The 19,189-nt window shown below is 60.7% G+C and carries 16 protein-coding genes, 1 tRNA gene and 2 riboswitches; of the genes, 14 read left to right on the top strand and 3 right to left on the bottom strand.

Going from position 1 to position 19,189, the window contains the following annotated elements:
* Window positions 1-18: 18 nt before the first annotated feature.
* The 6 genes from B5E66_RS01770 (at window position 19) to B5E66_RS01745 (ending at window position 5,128) form a co-directional block, all read left to right on the top strand.
* Window positions 19-1,065 carry a N4-gp56 family major capsid protein gene (locus B5E66_RS01770; RefSeq protein WP_087228260.1) on the top strand — a complete coding sequence of 349 codons (1,047 nt, stop codon included), beginning with the start codon at window positions 19-21 and terminating at the stop codon, window positions 1,063-1,065.
* A gap of 15 nt (window positions 1,066-1,080) precedes the next feature.
* Window positions 1,081-1,296, top strand: coding sequence for a hypothetical protein (locus B5E66_RS01765; RefSeq protein ID WP_087228259.1), 216 nt, complete (start codon window positions 1,081-1,083; stop codon window positions 1,294-1,296).
* A gap of 65 nt (window positions 1,297-1,361) precedes the next feature.
* Entirely contained in the window at window positions 1,362-1,742 is a 381-nt protein-coding gene (locus B5E66_RS01760) for a hypothetical protein (RefSeq protein WP_087228258.1), read from the top strand.
* 12 nt (window positions 1,743-1,754) lie between these two features.
* The gene (locus tag B5E66_RS01755) at window positions 1,755-3,626 is read left to right on the top strand and encodes a hypothetical protein (protein ID WP_087228257.1); all 1,872 of its coding nucleotides are present in this window, start codon (window positions 1,755-1,757) and stop codon (window positions 3,624-3,626) included.
* Between the two features lie 17 nt (window positions 3,627-3,643).
* Entirely contained in the window at window positions 3,644-3,844 is a 201-nt protein-coding gene (locus B5E66_RS01750; RefSeq protein WP_087228256.1) for a hypothetical protein, read from the top strand.
* Between the two features lie 15 nt (window positions 3,845-3,859).
* Window positions 3,860-5,128 carry a cell envelope biogenesis protein TolA gene (locus tag B5E66_RS01745; RefSeq protein WP_087228255.1) on the top strand — a complete coding sequence of 423 codons (1,269 nt, stop codon included), beginning with the start codon at window positions 3,860-3,862 and terminating at the stop codon, window positions 5,126-5,128.
* A gap of 161 nt (window positions 5,129-5,289) precedes the next feature.
* Here B5E66_RS01745 and B5E66_RS01740 read toward each other — a convergent pair whose 3' ends face one another.
* From B5E66_RS01740 to B5E66_RS01730, 3 genes are all read right to left on the bottom strand, one after another.
* Entirely contained in the window at window positions 5,290-7,521 is a 2,232-nt protein-coding gene (locus B5E66_RS01740) for a glycoside hydrolase family 2 protein (protein WP_087228254.1), read from the bottom strand.
* Between the two features lie 248 nt (window positions 7,522-7,769).
* A complete protein-coding gene (locus B5E66_RS01735; RefSeq protein WP_087228253.1) occupies window positions 7,770-9,227 on the bottom strand; it encodes a leucine-rich repeat domain-containing protein in 1,458 nt (485 codons plus the stop codon).
* Window positions 9,228-9,523: 296 nt separating this feature from the next.
* Window positions 9,524-11,773 (bottom strand): glycoside hydrolase family 3 N-terminal domain-containing protein, encoded by a 2,250-nt coding sequence (locus B5E66_RS01730; protein ID WP_087228252.1) that lies wholly within the window; start codon window positions 11,771-11,773, stop codon window positions 9,524-9,526.
* A 368-nt stretch (window positions 11,774-12,141) separates the two neighbouring features.
* Between B5E66_RS01730 and B5E66_RS01725 the strand changes: the two genes are divergently transcribed.
* The 8 genes from B5E66_RS01725 to B5E66_RS01695 all read left to right on the top strand — a co-directional run bounded on the left by B5E66_RS01725 (window position 12,142) and on the right by B5E66_RS01695 (window position 18,943).
* A complete protein-coding gene (locus B5E66_RS01725) occupies window positions 12,142-13,437 on the top strand; it encodes an AraC family transcriptional regulator (protein WP_087228251.1) in 1,296 nt (431 codons plus the stop codon).
* Between the two features lie 53 nt (window positions 13,438-13,490).
* Window positions 13,491-13,566 (top strand) — tRNA-Thr (locus B5E66_RS01720).
* Between the two features lie 131 nt (window positions 13,567-13,697).
* A riboswitch (cyclic di-GMP riboswitch) is annotated at window positions 13,698-13,794 on the top strand.
* Between the two features lie 82 nt (window positions 13,795-13,876).
* The gene (locus B5E66_RS01715; protein WP_087228250.1) at window positions 13,877-14,626 is read left to right on the top strand and encodes a hypothetical protein; all 750 of its coding nucleotides are present in this window, start codon (window positions 13,877-13,879) and stop codon (window positions 14,624-14,626) included.
* Entirely contained in the window at window positions 14,580-14,861 is a 282-nt protein-coding gene (locus B5E66_RS01710; protein WP_242955967.1) for a PqqD family protein, read from the top strand. The genes B5E66_RS01715 and B5E66_RS01710 overlap by 47 nt, the downstream gene beginning before the upstream one ends.
* On the top strand, window positions 14,845-15,303 hold the full coding sequence (locus B5E66_RS01705) for a S24/S26 family peptidase (protein ID WP_087228249.1): 459 nt from the start codon (window positions 14,845-14,847) through the stop codon (window positions 15,301-15,303). The genes B5E66_RS01710 and B5E66_RS01705 overlap by 17 nt, the downstream gene beginning before the upstream one ends.
* Window positions 15,304-15,529: 226 nt before the next feature.
* A complete protein-coding gene (locus B5E66_RS13060) occupies window positions 15,530-15,694 on the top strand; it encodes a hypothetical protein (protein ID WP_158098308.1) in 165 nt (54 codons plus the stop codon).
* Between the two features lie 84 nt (window positions 15,695-15,778).
* Complete coding sequence (locus B5E66_RS01700; protein WP_087228248.1) at window positions 15,779-17,191, top strand: radical SAM/SPASM domain-containing protein; 1,413 nt, start codon at window positions 15,779-15,781, stop codon at window positions 17,189-17,191.
* Window positions 17,192-17,209: 18 nt separating this feature from the next.
* Complete coding sequence (locus B5E66_RS01695; protein WP_087228247.1) at window positions 17,210-18,943, top strand: ABC transporter ATP-binding protein; 1,734 nt, start codon at window positions 17,210-17,212, stop codon at window positions 18,941-18,943.
* 123 nt (window positions 18,944-19,066) lie between these two features.
* Window positions 19,067-19,175: riboswitch (cyclic di-GMP riboswitch) on the top strand.
* Window positions 19,176-19,189: the final 14 nt, after the last annotated feature.

Below are 19,189 nucleotides of genomic sequence, written 5' to 3'. Positions count from 1 at the left end.
GAGAAAGGAACAGGACAGATGAAAGATTACAAGGCCATCTTTGACTTGCAGCTGTTTGCGGAGGACGGCGCTTCGGGCACGGACAGCAAACTGCTGAACACCACCGGCACCATGACCAACGAGATGAAGGTCTTTTATGAGAAGCGCCTCATCGACCAGGCCGAGCCCCGGCTGGTACACGACCAGTTTGCGGACTACTACCCCATGCCGGTGGGCGGCGGCAAGACCATTGAGTTCCGCAAGTACGACAGCCTGCCCAAGGCCACCGTCCCCCTGCAGGAGGGCGTGACCCCCGACGGCCAGGCCCTGACCGTCTCCACCATCACGGCGGATCTGCACCAGTACGGCGGCTGGACCCCCCTGACCGACGTGCTGCAGATGACCGCCATCGACAACAACGTGGTGCAGGCCACCCGTATCCTGGCCAGCCAGGCGGGCCGCACCCTGGACTCCCTGACCCGGGACGTGCTGGCGGGCGGCACCAACGTGATCTATGCGCCCAAGGTGGGTGCGGACGGCGCCGAGACGGCGGTGACCAGCCGCACCGCCCTGACCCTTGACTGCAAGCTGACCCCCAAACTGTTTTTCCAGGCGGCAGCTCAGCTGGGCGCCATGAACGCCGACACCCTGGGGGACAGCTATGTGGCCATCATCCACCCCTACGCCGCCTATGACCTCAAGACCTGCAAGGAGTGGATCGAGGTGCACAAGTACGCCGACCCCGAGGCCATGTACCGGGGCGAGATCGGCAAATTGGGCAACATCCGCTTCATTGAGACCAGCGAGGCCAAGATCTGGAAGGACGAGACCTGCCCGGCCAACGGCGACGGCTACTATGCGGTGTTTGGCACCCTGGTGCTGGGCGCCCATGCCTACGGCGTTACCGAGCTGGAGGGCGGGGGCCTGGAGCACATCGTCAAGCAGCTGGGCTATGGCGACGACCCCCTGAACCAGCGCGCCAGCGTGGGCTGGAAGGGAATGCGCGCCGCCGAGCGGCTGGTGGAGCAGTACATGGTGCGGATCGAGAGCCTGTCGAGCTACTCGGCCTCGGCCGCAGCCAACTGAGAAAGGAGCAGGAAGATGGAAGAAGAAAAGGTCCGTATCCGGCTGTTCAAGGACAACGGGCGCTACAAAAGCGATCTGTTTGTCAGCGTGAACGGCGTCAATTACAAGATCCGCAGGGGCGTGGAGGTGGAAGTGCCCCGCTCGGTGGCCGAGGTGCTGGAGCACAGCCAGCAGCAGGACGACCTGACTGCGGCCCGCATCGCGGCGGCTGAGGGCGCAGCGGGCAAGTGACCGGCGGCCCGGCGTTCAGCAGCCTGAGCGCCGGGCCTTTTGTGACAGAGAAAGGAGGCTTGCAGATGACAGCAGGCGAAGCGGTGGCCCGGGCCAGGGCCCTGCGCCCCGGCTGCAGCGTGGGCGAAAACGAGATGAAGGAATGGCTGCGCCGGCAGGATGGAGAGATCCGGGCGCGGGTGGTGGAGCCCGGCGGCGCGGCGGACTACGGGGAAGTGGGCGCAGACAAGCTGTGGGCAGAAGGGCTTGAGGACAGCGCCGTACTGCTGGTGCCCTTCCCTTTTGACGGGATGTATCCCCACTACCTGTGCGCCATGATCGACGCGGCTTTGGGGGAAAACGACCGCTATGCGGGTGCGATGACCCGGTGCAACGCGATCCTGGGGGAGTTTGCGGCGTGGCTGCGGCGCAGCTGTCCGCCCCCGGTGCGGCGGATGCGCTGGTGAGGAGGTGAGAGGATGTATCTGCCCGAATTGCCCGACCTCAAAAACAGCCGCCGGCAGCTGCGGGTGTTCGGTGGGCTGAACGAAACTTTCGGGTGCAGCGAGGCGGAATACGCGGCGGGGGAGAACTTCTCCAGCCGGGACTTTCCGGCTCTGTCCACCCGGACGCCCCGGCGGAAGCTGCGGACCCTGGCCAACGTGGACGGGATGTACCATCTGAATGGCTTTGTGCTGGTGAGCGGCGGCGGCCTGACCTACATCCCCGACAGCGGGGAGGAACCCACCGTCTTGACCGGGGTGCTGTCGGAGGGGAAAAAGACCCTGGTGGGTCTTGGCACCCGGGTGCTGATCTTCCCGGACAAGGCGGCCTTTGACACAGCCGGCGGCACCCTGAAGCCCCTGGGCGCGGCCTGGAGCGGCGGCGGGGCGTCGGTGGAGATGGTGCCCTGCGACGGAGAGGGCAACACCTACACGGTGGGCAGCTGGGGCACCCAGGAACCCGAAGACCCCCAGGACGGAGAAGTGTTCCTGAAGGTGGTGAGCCAGTCCAGCCCGTGGAACGCCGACGGCACCCTGGAAGTATACAGCAGCTCGCTGGAGCGGTGGACGGCGGTGACCCTGGATCACTGCAAGATCCGCTCCGACGGCATCGGTGAAGCGTTTGCCGTGTGGGACACCGTGACGATACAGGGGACGGCGGCCGCTGCGGCGGGCCTGTGCGATGACCTGGACGGGGAAAAGGTGCTCTACGATGCGGGAGAGGACTGGCTGATGGTGCGGATCACCCCGGGCGGGGAGCACTTCTATGGCCGCATCGTCCAGACCGGGCAGTCGGCCTCCTGGAGCAGTCTGGACGGCAAAAGCACCCTGACCTATACGGCGGAGCAGGCAGTGAGCTGCACCCGGCGGGTGCCCGACCTGGACTATCTGACCGAGTGCGACAACCGGGTGTGGGGCTGCAGCAGCGGCGAAAATGTGATCTATGCCTGCAAGCTGGGGGACCCCACCAACTGGTTTTCCTACCGGAACACCGCCGCCGACAGCTATGCGGTGACGGTGGGCAGCGACGGCAGCTTTACCGGCGCGGCCACCTGTATGGGCTCGGTGCTGTTCTTCAAGGAGAACACCCTGCACAAGCTGTGCGGCTCCAAGCCCTCCGATTTCCAGCTCAGCTCCCTGCGGTGCCGGGGCGTGGCCAAATACGCAGCCGAGAGCCTGTGCGTCATCAACGAGACGCTGTACTATCTCTCCCCGGAAGGGGTGATGGCCTGGGACGGCAGCCTGCCGGTGAAGGTGTCGGGGATGCTGGACCCCAGCGGTCTGGCGGGCGCCCAGCGGGCCGCCGGCGGCTGGCTGGACGGGCGGTATTATCTCTACCTGGCCCGGGACAGCGGCGCCCGGCTGCTGGTGTACGACACCGAAAAGGGGCTGTGGCACCAGGAGGACCCCGGACCCAGCGGCCAGCTGGAGCTGCTGTCCAGCGGGCGGCAGCTGTATCTCTGGGACGGGCAGTCCCTGTGGGCGGCCGGTCCGGCCCGGGAGGAGGACGCCGTCCTGGCGGGCGGGGCGGGAGAGGCCGAGGAGAGCATCCCCTTCGCCCTGGAGACAGGGGACATCGGCCTGGAGGAAAACGAGGACCAGTACCTGTGCAGGCTGACCCTGCGGCTGGACGCGCAGCCCGGTTCCACGCTGACGGTGTGGGCCAGCTGCGACGGCGGCCCCTGGGAAAAGCTGGCCAGCGCGGCTGCCCGCACCGCCAAGGAAAAGCTGTACATCCCCCTGACGCCCCGGCGGCATGACACGATGCGCCTGCGGCTGACCGGCGCCGGTCAGCTGACCCTGCGCAGCGCCAGCCGCACCTTTGCCGCGGCCAGGGGCGGCCTGTGAGAGAAAGGAGGAAAGCCATGGCAAGCATTGCAGGGCTGAGCAAACTGGGCCTGCCCCGGCTGAGCAGCCGGATGGACCCGGAGGACGCCCGGGTGATACGAAACTATTTGTATCAGATGCAGGAACAGCTGCAGTACGTATTGAGCAACATCGACACCGAGAACCTTTCGGAGGGGCTGCGCAGCCGCCTGGAGGGGACGGACGCCGGCGCCGAATGAGAAAGGAGGAGCCCGATGGCGACCAAAAAGAAAACCACCATCCAATACAGCACCAGCGGCCTGAACAGCAAGGACGCGGTGCAGAACGCCCTGGCCGCAGCCCAGTACCGTCCCAGCGAGACGGTGACCCAGGCCGCCGACGCCCTGGAGCAGTGGCAGTCCAGCCGGCCCGGGGCCTACCAGAGCCAGTACCAGGGGCAGATCGACGGGCTGCTGGACAAGGCGCTGAGCCAGAAAACCTTCAGCTACGACCACGCGGCCGACCCCATTTACCGCCAGTACGCCCAGAGCTACCGCCAGAATGCCCACGACGCCAGCACGGACGCCGCGGCCCAGGCGGCCGCCCTGACCGGGGGCTATGGCTCCAGCTACGCCACCAGCGCCGCCCAGCAGGCCTACCAGCAGCAGATGAACGGGCTGAACAGCATCATCCCCACCCTGTACAACCTGGCGCTGGACAGTTATACCAGCGAAGGGGATCTGCTGATGGATCAGCTGGACGCCCTGAACCAGCAGGAACAGAACGCGCAGGATCTGTACCAGCGGCAGCTGGACGACTACTACACCCAGCTGGAGCAAAAGCAGGACGCCTACGAATCCGCCCAGGCCCAGGACTACGCCCGCTACAACGATTACCTGTCCAGCCTGGACACCCTGTACGGCTATTACAGCCAGGAGGAGCAGGAGCAGGCAGCGCGCAAGCAGCAGGGATTCAACAATGTGATGAGCGTGCTGGGGCTGATCGGCAACATCGCGCAGCTGGCCATCAGCGGCACCACGGGTCTGGGTTCGCTGCTGAGCGGGCTGGCACAGACCGGGTACAGCATGTACGCCGACAACCGGGATTACGAGGCGGCCCAGGCCGACGCTGCGTGGGAGCGGCAGATGCAGGAGCAGCTGCGCCAGGACGGTCTGGCCCAGCAGGCCTACGAATCCCAGAGCGCCGAGCGGCAGTATCAGGACGCTTTGGCCCAGCAGCGGTTCGACAACGACATCACGAGCCAGAAGCTGGCCCTGGCCCAGGAGGAATGGGCGTTCAAGCGGTCCCAGGCGCAGCAGGAGGCGGCCGCAGCCAGTATGCGGGCGGCCAGCCGCAGCAGCGGCACAAAGGGCACGGGCAGCCGCAGCCAGAGCGCCGGCAAGAGCAGCGGCTCCCAGAGCACCGTCCTGCCCACCGCAGGCAGCGACATGGATTACACCGACTTTGCACGGACCATGCGGGAGCGCGGGTATACCATCAGCGAGATCAAGGAGATGTTCGACGTGATGCGGCAGAACCGGTGAGAGGCAGCGCAGCCGGGGGAAGGGATTTCCGGCCGCGTGTGCAGGAACGCGGCCGTTTTGCGGCATACTGAAAAGGGGCGCACCTTTGCGGGTGCGCCCCTTTTCGCGAGGGTTGGAAAAGAAAGGAATGTGAAAATGGAGAGGAAATCAGAAGGGAAGGGTCAGCCTTTCCGGATCTTGGTGAGGGCGTCGTTGATCTGGCGCTTGACGTCGGCGGAGAAGGACTTGCCCGCCATCTTCATCATATCGGTCAGGCGCATGGTGCCCATGATGCCGCCGGCGCCGTCCTCCTTGCTGCTGCCCATCATGCTCATCATGCTGCTCTTGGAAAAGACCTCCATGGCGTCGTGAATGATGGCAGCCGTTTCGCTGTTGGCCAGCAGGTCGGTGACCTTATCCTTGATGGAGTAGAAGCCCTCGGGATAGTTGAGGGGCTTGCGGGCCTCGCGGGCCTTGGGGTCATCGAACCAGTTGGCGGCGTCGTTGCCCTCGGGCAGGTCGTAAGCGTAGTTGTGCTCGGCCACGCCGTTGAGGATGATGGTATTGGAAGCGACGTCGCCGCACCGGGCGCTGACGGTATTGGGACCGTCCTTCAGGGGCACGTCCTTAAAGACGGCGGCGTGGTCCACGGCCTCCAGGGTGGCCACCTCGGCGCCGTTGAGGATCAGGGTGACCGAGGGGCAGTTGGTGTAGACGGTGACATTGCGCTCGCCGGGGGCGCGGTCCACAAAGCGGACACCGCAGACATGGAGCATGGGCTCGGTGGTCCAATAGGCTTTGTAGAGGTAGAAGGCGTCCTTTTTGGTCTTGCGGTCGTAGGTGACAAGGCCCTTGTTGTTGCGGCCCTGGACGCCGCCCTCGTCACGGCCGTCGGCGGCAAAGTCGAACATATTCCACAGATGGGTGGCCCACAGATAGGGACGTGTGGCGAAGGTCTTGAGCATGTCGTGGTGGTACTCGCAGGCGTACTCCTCGGTATAGTCGTGGTTTTCGGGGTAGGCGGAGTGCCACTTGAGGATGGCCTCGGCGCCGTACTCGGAGACGCCCAGGCAGCGGTCGGGATACATGGCGTGGAACTGATCCAGCCAGGGGCCGTTGTCGGCGGCCTCACCGAAGTACCAGCCGAAATAGTGGTTGTAGCTTTCGACGTCGGTGATGATGTTGTGCTCGCTCTCCATGGGGGTCATGGTGACCTGGGCCATGGTGGTCATGCGGCTGGGGTCCAGGCGCTTGGCCAGGGCGTTGACCTCGCGGAGGTTCTGGCGCAGGTCCTCGCGGTCTTTGCCGATGAGGATCTCATTGGAGATGCCCCAGAAGAAGATGGAGGGGTGGTTGTAGTTCTGGGCCACCAGCTCGGTCATCTGGCTGAGGGTGTTGTCGTGGGCCTCCTGGCCGGGGATAAAGCGGCTGATGAAGGGGATCTCGGCCCAGACCACAAAGCCGGTATGGTCGCACAGGTCGTAGAAATATTGGTCGTGCTGGTAGTGGGCCAGACGGACGGTGTTGGCGCCCACCTCCTTGATGAGGGCGATATCCTCCTCGTGGTCGGCGCGGCTGATGGCCCAGCCCTTGTCCAGGCGGTCCTGATGGCGGGCCACGCCGTGCAGCGGGGTGTTTTTGCCATTGAGCCAGAAGCCGGTGTTGGGGTCCACATGGAAGGAGCGGTAACCGTAATCCACCGCTACGGTGTCCAGCACTTCATCCCCCCGCAGAAGGGAAGCCTCGGCGGTATAGCAGTAGGGGTCGGCCATGCCGTTCCACAGATGGGGCGCCTTGACCGAAAGGGTCAGGACGGTATGGGCCTCGGCGGGGGCGGAGGCGGAGGCCACCACGGCGCCGGAGGCGTCTTTCAGGTCCACCGAGACGGTGCAGCCATCGGCGTCCACCGGGAACAGGTCCAGGCGGGTGGTACCCGATACCATGGGGGTGACAAAAACGGCGCTGGTGCCGGTCTTGAGCAGGTCGAAGTGGGCGGGGGCGGTCTCGATGAAGCTGACCTCGCGGTAGAGGCCGCCAAAGAAGGTGAAGTCGGCGGTCTGGGGGTAGATGTCGGAGGGCGCGTTGGACACGTCCACCCGCAGCACGTTGCCGGTGGGCCGCATGGCGGCGGTCAGGTCAAAGCGGAAGGTGGAAAAGCCGCCCTTGTGCTGGCCCAGCAGACGGCCGTTGCAGTAGACGGTGGCCACATGATTGGCGCCCTTGAACTCAATGAACTGGCGCTTGCCGTCGGTGGGGTCGGGCAGATCGATCTGGTAGGTGCCTACGCCCCGCCAATAGTCGTTGCCGCCGTCCTGGCCGTCTTTGGCGTTCCAGGTATGGGGGAGGGAGACGGGGGCGAAGGCTTCGCCCTCCTTGGCAAAGCGTGCACAGGTGAGCAGAGTGGTAGTGCGCATGAGGGATGCTCCTTTCAGCTTTGAGCGGTGTCAAGCGGTGAAACAGAAGGGAGCGGGAAGGCCCCGCCCCCAGACAGCGTGTGTACTTTTGCTGCAACAAGTATATCACTTTGGGCGGCGGGAAGGTAGGAAAATTTTAGGAAAATTCTGTATAATCTTTGCTTACAAGGTGTGAAATTCTGGATGATGTTCATAAAAAATTCAAAAACAAAAGCCCCCGGCTTTCAAGCGGGAGCCGGGGGTATGTGTCACAACAGGCTTGGCAGGGCGGGGATGTTCAGGAGAGAGGGGTCCCACGCATCGTAGGAGTGAAATTCAACTTTGTCTTGAACGTCTGAATCAAACCAGCTTCTAACAGCTTCCTTATCATTTTCACTTATGTTGCTGTAAATGTTGACCTTGGTTACTTTAGGACTGGAGCCGGCACTATAAAATGCATTAGGGTCTATCCTTGAAAAATTACTGATTTTGAAGCGAATGTTTGTGAGGCTGATGCAGTCAGCGAACGCATAATTGAAAAATAGGTCTACATTGCCCATTTTGACAGTTTGCAGTTTAGAGCAGTGACTGAATGCACCCCGCCCGATGGTGTTCACATCGCCCATGGTGACGGTTTGCAGCTCCCGGAGATCACTGAACGCATAGGGCTCAATGGTGTCCAAATTGCCCATGGTGACGGTTTGCAGGGTAATGCAGTTCCGGAATGCGGAGTCGCCGATGGTGTCCACATTGCCCATGGTGACGGTTCGCAGGTTGTCGCAGTAAGAAAATGCACCCTGCCCGATGGTGTTTACATTGTCTATCTTGACGGTTTGCAGGTTGTCGCAGTCAGAAAATGCACCCTGCCCGATGGTGTTTACATTGCCCATCTTGACGGTTTGCAGGCCGGTGCAGCTAGAAAATGCACCCTGCTCGATGGTGTTTACATTGCCCATCTTGACGGTTTGCAGGCTGGTGCAGCCCAAAAATGCACCGTTGTCAATGGTCAAGTTTTGGCAGCCGCTCAAATCAAGCTCGACGATATGATTGTAATTGTATTGTGTTTCGGCCTGCGTATTGATTTCTTCTATGATAGCCGCAGCATTTATATCATCTTCATTCAGCCCCAGCTTTGCCACATCAATGGTAAGCAAGCCGCTTGCATTTTCGGTCACGCCATCTATGATTGTTTTGTCCTGACTGCCGCTGTTTTCTTCCCCGCCATCATCGTCATCACTCACGGGCTTTATCGGCTCAAAGGTATTCTCCTCGGTCACTTCCACGTCCACCACGACGTAGTATTTGCCGTCTACTTCCACCATGCCGATGCGGCCTGCGGTCACGCCATTGGATTTCAGCTGCTCCAGCACCGCGCGGATCTGGGAGGCCGCCAGGGCTGCGGCGTCCTCGGCGCTCTGGGCGGTCACCTCCCACACCTGCACCGCGTGCTGGCCGGGCCGGGCGCCGGCCAGACCGTCCACATTGAAGTTGACCGCGCTTTCCAGCCCCAGCAGGGTGAGCAAAGCCCGGCGCAGGTCGCCGCCGCTCTGCAAAGCCTGCCGCAGGTCCCGCTCCAGACCGAGGTCCGCGATGAATTCGATCAGCTGCTGCACCTGGGCACTGTTGGCCGCAGCCGCCGCGTGGCCCGAGAAACTGTCACAGCCGGTGAGGGCGCTTGCCGCCACCGCCGCCGACAGGATGAACGCAATAGGCCGTTTCAAACGCATGATTTGCCTCCTGTGTACAAAAAAGTATACAAAATGAAAGATTGGATTTACTGTTTTTTACAAATTTAGTATACAGGAAAAAGCGCCGCCAATCAAGCGTTTTGCCGCAAACGGGACGATTGGTCCGCAAACCGGAAAGGTATACCTTCCCAAACACCCAAAACGAAGCGGCCCCCGGCTCTGTACAGGCAGAGACAGGGGCCGCTTTTTGCGGGTGCGCGCCGAAAAAGCCCTGCCCGGCCAGCGGAGGGCGCCGGCCGGGCAGGTATACGGAAGGGAATCCGCAGAGAAAGAAATCAATAACGCAGGCCGAAGTTCAGCTCGTAGTAATTCCCGGCGGCGTCGCGGTAGGCGTAAGCCTTGCCGTTCTCGTCCTTGAGGGAATCGGCCATGTACTGGTCTTTGTCGTAGCCGGGCACATCGTTGGGGCTGGCGCAGATGCCGTCGGCATTGACCGCCAGGACTTCGTCCCCGCGGGGCAGGGTGATGGGCAGCCGGCCGATGGGCTCAAAGCGGCCGAAGATGACATCCAGGGTGGCGGAGGGGTAGGTGTCGAAGCCGGCGGTGAGGGCGTCGGCGTAGGGCTCCACGTTGCCCACCATCCAGGCCAGAGGGAAGTTGATGTTGGTGATCACCTTGCCGCCGTGGGCATGGACCGCCGCGGCGATGGCGGGGATCCACTTGGCGCCGGACAGGGTGGTCTCGACGTGGGTCTGAGCCAGAGGCTTGCCGTCGGGGCCGACGTCGCAGACGGTCTTGTCCTCGCAGATGTCCAGCTCCAGATAGCCGGGGGTGGCGTTGAAGTAAGCGCCAGAGGAGGGGCTGACCATCAGGATGGCGTAGTCGGCCTGGGCGGGATCGTCGGTGAGGTGGTAGTGGGCCAGCATCTCGCGCAGGGCCTTGGTGGCAGCCTCGCCCTTTTCGGCCTCCTTGGCAAAGGCTTCGGCGTAGATCTTGGCGCCCGACAGCTTGTCGCTGGTCAGGGGCAGGGTGTGATCCTGGTTTTTCAGCAGGACGACGCTCTCACGGTGCACCAGGGAAGCCTCGTTCCAGTCTTCCTCGTTGGCCACCACTTCGGCGGCGTGCTTGGGATCGGCGTAGGGGTTCTCGAACATACCCTGCTGGAACAGCTCAGTCAGGGTGCGGGTGACGGCGCGGTCCAGGCTCTCGTCGGTGAGGACCAGGTCCTCTTTGCGGAATCCTTCGGGCACCGGGTGGGTGTCGTAGTAGCCGTTGGTGGCGCGGTCGTAGGCTTCACGGCCCTCGGCGTTGTCGAACAGGCCGCTGATCAGGTCCACGCCCGACTGCGTGACGGCAAAGCCGATCCGCTCGGGCACATCCAGGGCCTCCACGCCCCAGCTCATGTTGTGGGTGATGCCGGTATCCGAGTTGATGTAGCCCGCAAAGCCCATCTGATGGCGCAGGATACCGTCGATGAACACCTTATTGTAGGCGAAGCCGTAGGGGTCCATCCGCAGGGCGTTGCCTTCGCAGTCGGTCTGGGGGCCGCTCTTGGCGGCTGCCGGCTTGGAGTAATAGGGCATGATGGAAGCCGCATGGTACTGGATGGCGGGACGGAAGGCGGGGATGTGGTATTTCTGCAAAGAGCCTTCGGTGGCGTAGACGTTCCACTGGCCGGCGGCATAGTGGGGGTCAAAGCCGTTTTCGCGGGCGCCGCCGCCGGGGAAGTGCTTGACGGTCATGGACACGCCGTCCTTGGTGACGCCGTCGGTGCTGCCCTGGATGCCGGGGATCAGGTGCTCGAAGATCTTTTCGATCAGCTCGGGGTCCTCGCCGAAGGTGCCGAAGGTGCGCTGCCAGCGGGGGTCGCTGACGCAGTCGGCCATGTACATATAACCCTTGCGCAGGCCGCAGGCGGACCACTCGCGCCGGACGCAGTCTGCGAACTTGTCGATGATGGCCATGTCGCCGTCCTCGCCCCGGACGGCGGCGGCAATGCCCATGGTGCCGGGCCAGGTGGCAAAGACGCCCGAAGCGTCGTTCATGCCAAAGACCACCTCGCCGTTTTCGTTGCGGGAGTTGGAGACCACCTGCACGGGAACGAAGTGCTCGCACTCCTCGGCCACGGCGTGCAGCTGGTTGAGCCAGTCGGCCATGTAGGAGGGGGTGGGGTTGGCCCGGAGGATCAGATGGCGGTTGAACCAATCCTTGATCAGGGTGGTGGTGCCGGGCAGGTGCTGTTCGCCAAAGATGGTCTTGCCGTTGAACTCGGCGTCATCCAGAACACCGGACTCATCGGGGACCACCGTGTGGCCGGCGCCGGGTGCGGGGCAGGCGGGGCCCATCCGCCAGTCCGAGATGAACAGCTGGGCGATCTTCTCGTCCACCGTCAGGGTCTTGACATAGGCGGCGGCGCGGTCGGCGGGGTCCAGACGCCAGTCGTTGACGGCTGTCAGCTGGCCGGTGCCGTCGATATCCTTAAAGGTGAGGCCGTCCTGCTCGATGACCCGGCGGGACACCGTGCCGATGGTAGGGCCGTTGGGATTGTGGTAATATGTAAGGTTGTCGGATGCTTTTTTTGCCATGAAGCGTTCCTCCTTCTGGGGGTATGGGCCGGCCGGACACAGCCGGCGGCGGGCGATATATCACTATTCCTATTATGGCACAAAAGAAGCCCAAAAGGAAAGGATTATTTTTGGGGGAATCCGTATAATTTTTTCATTCTGCCCGATTTTACCGGCTTTTGGGCAAAGAAATCGTATACTTCAGAACAAATTCGGGCCTTTGAAGTGTGAAAAATGCCCGCACGCAAAGCCGCCTGTCTTTTCTCAAATGAACTTTTGTGCTATAATAGGGCCGTATTTACAGAAACTTGAGAGAACAACTTCCGCGGCGGAAGGGGCAATACGGAAAAGCATCGAGATCAAAGACTGAGGAAACGGAAGGTGATTGGATGAAGGTCGAGATCAGCCGCGTGCTGGAAAAGCTGACTGGCGCGCAGAATGTGGGCTTGACCAGGATGACCCCGCCCTTCGAGGGGATCGAGAATTTTGATTACGGCCTGCGCCGGGCCCTGGATGCAGAGTTCGACTGGCCGGGCTTCGGGGACATGATGCTCCATCAGGTGCCCGAAAAACGGCTGGTTTTTGTGCGGGGCGTGTTCGAGCTGCGGTTCGCGTTTTTCCTTTCGCCGGACGAAAAGAATACCCTGTACTGCATTGGGCCCTGGGCCTCGGGGCCGCGCAGCAAGGAATCCATCGCCTGGTGCAGCGCTTACCTGGACGAAAAGGCCCAGAAGGTGGTGGAGGAATACCACAACCGGGTGCGGCAGATCGACGACAACGCCATCAAGACGCTCCTGTTTGCCATCATCTCTCTGCTTTTTCCCGAGGGGGAGCTGCGCACCGAGGAGTGGCGGGAGTTTATGCCCCTGCATTTTCGGCTCAGCATCGAAAGTTTCAGCGACACGTCCTTCACCGAACAGCTGCCCGCCGAACTGATCGCCGAGCGTTATGCCAGTGAGAACCGGATGCTGCAGGCGGTGACCAAAGGCGACAACGAGGAGGCCATGGCCGCCTATGAGAATTTCCGGCGGTTCCAGCTGACGCCGCGCCTGCACAGCCCCCTGCGGGACTTCAAGAACTTTTCCATCATCCTGAACAGCCTGCTGCGCAAGGCCATCGAGCAGGCCAGCGTCCACCCGTATTACATCGACCGGATCTCGTCCCGGTTCGCCATTGAGATCGAGGCACTGGCCAGCCTGGAGGAAGGGGAACGGCTGCGGATGCGGATGGTGAAGGAATACTGCCTGTATGTAAAGAAATACTCCCTGCAGCAGTACAGCCCCCTGATCCAGAAGGTGATCAACGAGGTCAACCTGCACATGGACTCCAGCCTTTCCCTCAAGAGCCTGGCGGCCCAGTGCTACATCAGCCCCAGTTACCTGTCCAACGTGTTCAAGCAGGAGACAGGCCAGACCCTGACCGACTACATCAGCAGCCGCCGGATGGAGCGGGCCGCCCGCCTGCTGCTGACCACCAACGCCCGGGTGGCCGTGGTGGCCGAAAAGGTGGGCATCCTGGATGTGAACTACTTTACCAAGATGTTCAAGAGTGCCACCGGCCAGACCCCCACCCACTACCGCAGGGATCAGCGGGCCAAGGCCGCTCTGGAGGTGGCTCCCGACGGCGCGCCCCCGCTGCCCCAGACCCCGGAGCGGGAAAAACGGGAAAAAACCAGAAAATCTTGAAATTCCCTCTTGCAAAGCTGCGCCCGGTGTGCTATAATACACCTCGCAGCTGTGCTGCTATAGCTCAGTTGGTAGAGCGCATCCTTGGTAAGGATGAGGTCTCCAGTTCAAATCTGGATAGCAGCTCCATATGCAGTGCAAAAAGCCTCGAAGGTAGGAACCTTCGGGGCTTTTTGGCGCAAAAGTGGCGTTTGCCCTTGACAACCGGCCAGGGAAAGATTAAAATGGATACAAAGAAGTGACATACTTCTGTAAAAAGAATATCTGTTTGGCAAACCTGTAGAAATGCAGGGGCGCAAAGCATGAAGCCTGACGTGTCTGCAGCTGGCTGCGGCGCAAGGTGGTTCGGCTGCAATGACCTGGTTATCCGGGTGCCATTGCAGCCTTTTTTCATCCGCCGGGCCATGTGCGCCGGCCAGGAAGTGGAGCGTGTGGGTTTTTGAAGTTCTGTATCAAGCTGGCGGGCGTTGTGGTGGAGATCCGGTGCAGGTATTCCTACATTTGGCAGATGTGCGAGGGATATCGTGTAGAAGAAGCTCCGGCTTTTGCCGTATGTGCCAGTGCGGACGAGATCGAAACGGAGCGTGCTTCCATGCCGGCGGCTTCGCTGGGATACTGTGAAAGCCTCTGCATCTACCGGGCCATTTGCTGCCGGATGCCGCAGTATGGCGCATTTCTGATGCACGCAGCGGTGGTGGCTGTGGACGGCGAGGCATATATTTTTGCTGCACCCAGTGGTACAGGCAAGACGACCCACATCCGGCTTTGGCTGGATCTGTTTGGTGACCGCGCCCAGGTGGTCAATGGCGATAAGCCGTTGATCCGTGTGGAGAAAGAGGGGGTCTATGCGTGCGGCACCCCCTGGCAGGGAAAAGAAAGGCTGGGCTGCAACATCATGCTGCCAGTGCGGGGCGTTTGCTTTCTGGAGCAAAGTCCCCAAAACAGCATCCGCAGGCTGACCATGTCAGAGGCGGGCAGGCGTATTTTCCAGCAGGTGCTGATCCCAAAAAAGGAGCCTTGCTTCGATTGCTTCTGGACCTTGCTGGAGCGTATGATGACGACCGTGGACTTTTACCTGCTGCAATGCAACCGTGAACCGGCAGCTGCACAGCTTTCTTATGAGACGATGAGGAGGAAACAAGATGCTGAAAACCAAAAAGGGGTTTTTGCTGCGTCATCTGGGGGATGAGGCCATGGTGGTGGCCATCGGCGAGGCCAGCAAGAGCTTCAACGGGATGATTCGGCTGAATGAGACCGGCGCTTTCTACTGGAAGGAGCTGGAGCAGGGCGCCACCCCCGAGGAGCTTGTAGCCAAGACCCTGGAGCGCTACGAGGGCGTGGACGCAGAAACGGCCCGCCGGGACGTGCAGGCGTTCCTGGAGAGCATTGAGGTGGCACTGGAGAGCGATGGAGCGGACCATTGAACAGCAGCTGGCTGCCGGAGACCGTGCCCTGTCCTGGACGGTAGGGGTGAGCATGGAGCCGTTGCTCCACGCCCGCAAGAGCACCGTGGTGCTGGAACCTCCCAAAGGGCCGCTCAAGCGGGGAGATGTGGTGCTCTACCGCCGCCCGGCGGGGGAGTATGTGCTGCACCGCATCGTCAAGGTATTGGACGGCGCTTACCGCATCCGGGGCGACAACTGTTATCGGTCCGAGAAGGTGCCTGCCGGCTGGGTGATCGGCGTGATGACCGGCTTCTATCAGGATGAACGGGATACATACACCAGCTGCGACAGCCCGGCTTATCGGAAATATGTCAAAACCGTCCCTTTGCGCTATACGGCCTTGTGGCTGCGGGCCTTTCCGGGACGTGTTTATAGAAAACTGCAACGCATTGTCAACCGAAGGAGGGGTGAAGGCATATAGATAAGAAAAGGAATACCGCAAAGCGGCTGCCGAGCTGATCCTGTTTGACAATAGCGATGTGGTGGTGACCTCGGATGGTGAAAATGGCGGTTGCACACATGGACAGAGCAATGGTATGTGCAACAATGCAGTGGGAAACCAGTACGGGCAACACTAAAAATGACATGCTGCTGACACAATACAATGCTTTGGATGATTCTATTTCGATGAGTAAGGAGGAATTGTAATGGATTCGAAAAAGGGTTATACGCAATATGAGCCGGCCACTGCTGAATTGGTGTTATTTGATAACAATGATGTAGTGGTGACCTCGGATGGTGAAAATGGCGGTTGCTTAACATGGTCTAACCAGAATGGCGTGTCTTGTTATTATGGTTTGACAGCATCATAAAAACAAACAAATAAATGAATCGGCAAACAGATTTTTGATCTGTTTGCCGATTTTTGTAAACTGCATTTACGAAAGGAACGACCTATGTTTTATAGACTAAAATCCCCCTATGCGCTGCGTGGCTGGGAGGGAATGGCCTGGGTGCTGGTCAAACAGCCCGAAAATCAGGTCGATCAGCTGTCACAAGAAGCATTTCAGACCCTGCTGCTCTGCGATGGAGAAACAGAGCTGCCTGGCGGCCTGTTGGATGACGCAATGGAAAAGGCGCTGAAACAGTATGAGGAAAACGGCGTTGTGGAATCTTGCGAAGAGCCGCAGCCAATAGAAAAACGACAGTATTACAAATATTACCATAACCGGTATGTACGAAGCATCTTCTGGTCCATCACAGGAAAATGCAACTATCGCTGCCGTCACTGCTTTATGGATGCGCCGGAGGGAGCGCTGGGGGAGCTGTCCACCCAGCAGGCTTTTGACCTCATTGACCAGATGGCGGAATGCGGTGTGCTGCAGGTCGATATCACGGGCGGCGAGCCCTTTGTGCGGAAGGATTTCTGGCAGCTGGTGGACCGGATCCGTTCCTATGGGATGGTAATAGGAAAGATTTATACAAACGGCTGGCTGTTGCATGAAGCGATTCTGGATGCATTTGAGCAGCGCGGGATAAAACCTGCTTTTTCCATCAGTTTTGATGGGGTAGGCTGGCATGACTGGATGCGGGGTGTTCCCGGTGCAGAGGAGGCGGCGCTGCGTGCACTGCGCTTATGCAGCCAGCGAGGATTTTATACCGATGTTGAAATATGCATTCATCGTGGCAATGTGGATACCTTGCCACAGACGATCGAAGCACTGAAAAAAAGCGATGTCCAAAATGTAAAAGTGGGCAATGTTGCAATGACAGACCTTTGGTGCCGCAACTGTGATGGCAATGCCATGACAGACCAAGAATTTGTCGAAGCGATGATTCCTTATATCACCTGGTATTATCAAGCAGGACAACCTATCGAGCGTTTGGTTCTATGCAATGTGGCAGACCTTGGTCGGAATAGGCCCTATAAAATTGTTGCAGAACCTCATGATGGAACTGAAAAATGTTTGAACTGCTATATGTGCGGTGCGGCCCGGATGTCCTGTTATATCACCCCAGAGGGCAGACTGCTGCCCTGTATGCCCATGACAGCCAGTCCCCAGCAGGAAAAATTCCCGCTGGTGCAGGACATTGGTCTGAAACAGGGCCTGAGCGACAGCTATTATATGCAGTTTGTGAACGGGCGCATCAGGGACCTTCTTGCAGAAAATGCAGAGTGCAACGCCTGCCAGTATCGCTATAAGTGCGGCGGCGGGTGCCGGGCAACGGCATTATTGGACGGAAACCGCCAGCTCATGGGCTGCGACCGTACGATGTGCCTGCTGTGGAAAGGCGGCTATGTGGACCGTATCCGGCAAGTGGCGGACGAGGCCGAAGCCAAATACGGCGCTGCACAGAACACATTATAATAAGGTAGGGGACGGGGCATGGAGCAAAACCACAACAGGCGCAGCCAGGGGGCTGCACGGTGGCTGTGGCGGGTGGCCGGAAAATACAGAGGCTGTGTTGCGGGCCTGATGCTGATGGAAGCGGCCCTGGGGGCCAGCGGGGTGGCCTATGCCATGCTGTTTCGGGAGATGATCGACGGGGCGGCGGCAGGGCGGATGCGCACCTTCGTGTGGGCGGCCGTGCTGCTGGCCGGGCTGACTTTGGCGCAGATGATCCTGGACGCACTGGTAAGCCTGCTGGCCGAGTGGACCCGGGCTACCGTGGAAAACCGGCTGAAAAGCCGGCTGTTCGACTGCCTGCTGCACAAGGACTTTGCCACCGTAAAGGCCAAGCACTCGGGGGAGTGGGTGTCCCGGCTGACATCGGATACGGTGGTGGTGGCAAACGATCTGGTGAACATCCTGCCGGGGCTGGCAGGGATGCTGGCCCGGCTGGCGGGGGCGCTGGGGATGCTGCTGTACCTGCAGCCCGCCTTTGTCTATGTCGTGCTGCCGGCCGGGCTGGCGGTGCTGGCGGTGACCACCCTGCTGCGAAAGGTCCTCAAGCGGCTGCACAAGCAGATCCAGGAGGCCAGCGGGGCGGTACTGTCCTTCCTGCAGGAGCGGCTGGAAAGTATGATGATCGTCCATGTTTTTGCCATGGAGGAGCGCACCGGCCGGCAGGCCGCCCAAAAGATGGAGGCCCACAAGGCCGCCCGGCTGCGGCGCAACCATTTTTCCAATCTGTGCTATTTCGGCTTTGGAGGGATCGTCAACGGCGGGTATCTGCTGGCGGCGGTCTACTGCGGCTATGGGATCATGCAGGGGACCATCTCGTACGGCACCTTTGCGGCGGTGCTGCAGCTGGTGGGACAAGTGCAGTCCCCGGTGGCGGGCATCACCGGAGTGGTGCCCCAATACTATGCCATGACCGCCAGCGCCGAGCGGCTGATGGAGGCTGAAGCTTACCCCGATGACGGCGGAGAGGCGCCGGTCCCCGCCCGGGAGATCGCCCGCTTCTATCGGGAATCCTTTGAGAGCCTGGGCGTGCGGGGCGCCAGCTTCTCCTACCGCACTTTTGAGGGGGAAAGCCACGTCTCGGAGCGGCTGGCCGTCATCGACGGGCTGGACCTGGAGGTGCGCAAGGGGGAGTATGTGGCCTTTACCGGCCATTCCGGCTGCGGCAAGAGCACCCTGCTCAAGCTGCTCATGTGCCTGTATCCCCTGGATAAAGGGCAGCGCTACCTCAAGGCCAGGACCGCCGCCGGCCCGGCGGAGTACCCGCTGACAGCGGCGTGGCGGGGGCTGTTTGCCTATGTGCCCCAGGGCAATCAGCTGATGAGCGGCACCATCCGGGAGATCGTGGCCTTTGGGGAGCCGGCCGCCATGCGCCAGGAACAGCGGCTGTGGCGTGCTTTGGAGGTGGCCTGCGCCGACGGCTTTGTACGGGAGCTGGAACACGGCCTGGACACCGCCCTGGGCGAACACGGCAGCGGCCTGTCCGAAGGGCAGATGCAGCGGATCGCCATTGCCCGTGCGGTGTTTTCGGAGCGTCCCATTTTGATCCTGGATGAGTGCACCAGCTCGTTGGACGAGGACACCGAACAGAAGCTGCTGACCAACCTGCGCCGGATGACCCAAAAGACCGTGCTGATCATCACCCACCGGCCTGCGGCCCTGTCCATCTGCGACCGGCAGGTGGAGATGGCCCCCGAGGGCCGGAACCATGCATAAAGTTCTCGGAAAATGTATATTTCTGAAATGAGATGCAGGAAACGCTTCCAACCGCTTGACAAAAAAGAAATGACATTATAAAATGTTTTCAGGAATAAGCACAATGGTGCACCCATAAATTGGATATCGTTTTGGCAAACCCATAGAAATGTGGGGACGCAAAGTTGGAAGCCTTAAACGACGCAGATCAAGCGGGACTGGAGATGCGGCGAAAGGTGGTTCGGCCGCAATTCTTGTCTGGATTGC

The sequence above is a fragment of the Faecalibacterium sp. An121 genome (genome assembly GCF_002160915.1).
GTDB classification, from domain to species: Bacteria; Bacillota; Clostridia; order Oscillospirales; family Ruminococcaceae; genus Faecalibacterium; species Faecalibacterium avium.
Note: the sequence above shows the minus strand (reverse complement) of the source record. Positions and strands in the feature narration are given on the sequence as shown.

Coding starts and splice junctions, on each gene's coding strand:
- B5E66_RS01770 (WP_087228260.1), top strand. CDS start 19: ATGAAAGATTACAAGGCCATCTTTGACTTGCAGCTGTTTGCGGAGGAC.
- B5E66_RS01765 (WP_087228259.1), top strand. CDS start 1,081: ATGGAAGAAGAAAAGGTCCGTATCCGGCTGTTCAAGGACAACGGGCGC.
- B5E66_RS01760 (WP_087228258.1), top strand. CDS start 1,362: ATGACAGCAGGCGAAGCGGTGGCCCGGGCCAGGGCCCTGCGCCCCGGC.
- B5E66_RS01755 (WP_087228257.1), top strand. CDS start 1,755: ATGTATCTGCCCGAATTGCCCGACCTCAAAAACAGCCGCCGGCAGCTG.
- B5E66_RS01750 (WP_087228256.1), top strand. CDS start 3,644: ATGGCAAGCATTGCAGGGCTGAGCAAACTGGGCCTGCCCCGGCTGAGC.
- B5E66_RS01745 (WP_087228255.1), top strand. CDS start 3,860: ATGGCGACCAAAAAGAAAACCACCATCCAATACAGCACCAGCGGCCTG.
- B5E66_RS01740 (WP_087228254.1), bottom strand. CDS start 7,521: ATGCGCACTACCACTCTGCTCACCTGTGCACGCTTTGCCAAGGAGGGC.
- B5E66_RS01735 (WP_087228253.1), bottom strand. CDS start 9,227: ATGCGTTTGAAACGGCCTATTGCGTTCATCCTGTCGGCGGCGGTGGCG.
- B5E66_RS01730 (WP_087228252.1), bottom strand. CDS start 11,773: ATGGCAAAAAAAGCATCCGACAACCTTACATATTACCACAATCCCAAC.
- B5E66_RS01725 (WP_087228251.1), top strand. CDS start 12,142: ATGAAGGTCGAGATCAGCCGCGTGCTGGAAAAGCTGACTGGCGCGCAG.
- B5E66_RS01710 (WP_242955967.1), top strand. CDS start 14,580: ATGCTGAAAACCAAAAAGGGGTTTTTGCTGCGTCATCTGGGGGATGAG.
- B5E66_RS01705 (WP_087228249.1), top strand. CDS start 14,845: ATGGAGCGGACCATTGAACAGCAGCTGGCTGCCGGAGACCGTGCCCTG.
- B5E66_RS13060 (WP_158098308.1), top strand. CDS start 15,530: ATGGATTCGAAAAAGGGTTATACGCAATATGAGCCGGCCACTGCTGAA.
- B5E66_RS01700 (WP_087228248.1), top strand. CDS start 15,779: ATGTTTTATAGACTAAAATCCCCCTATGCGCTGCGTGGCTGGGAGGGA.
- B5E66_RS01695 (WP_087228247.1), top strand. CDS start 17,210: ATGGAGCAAAACCACAACAGGCGCAGCCAGGGGGCTGCACGGTGGCTG.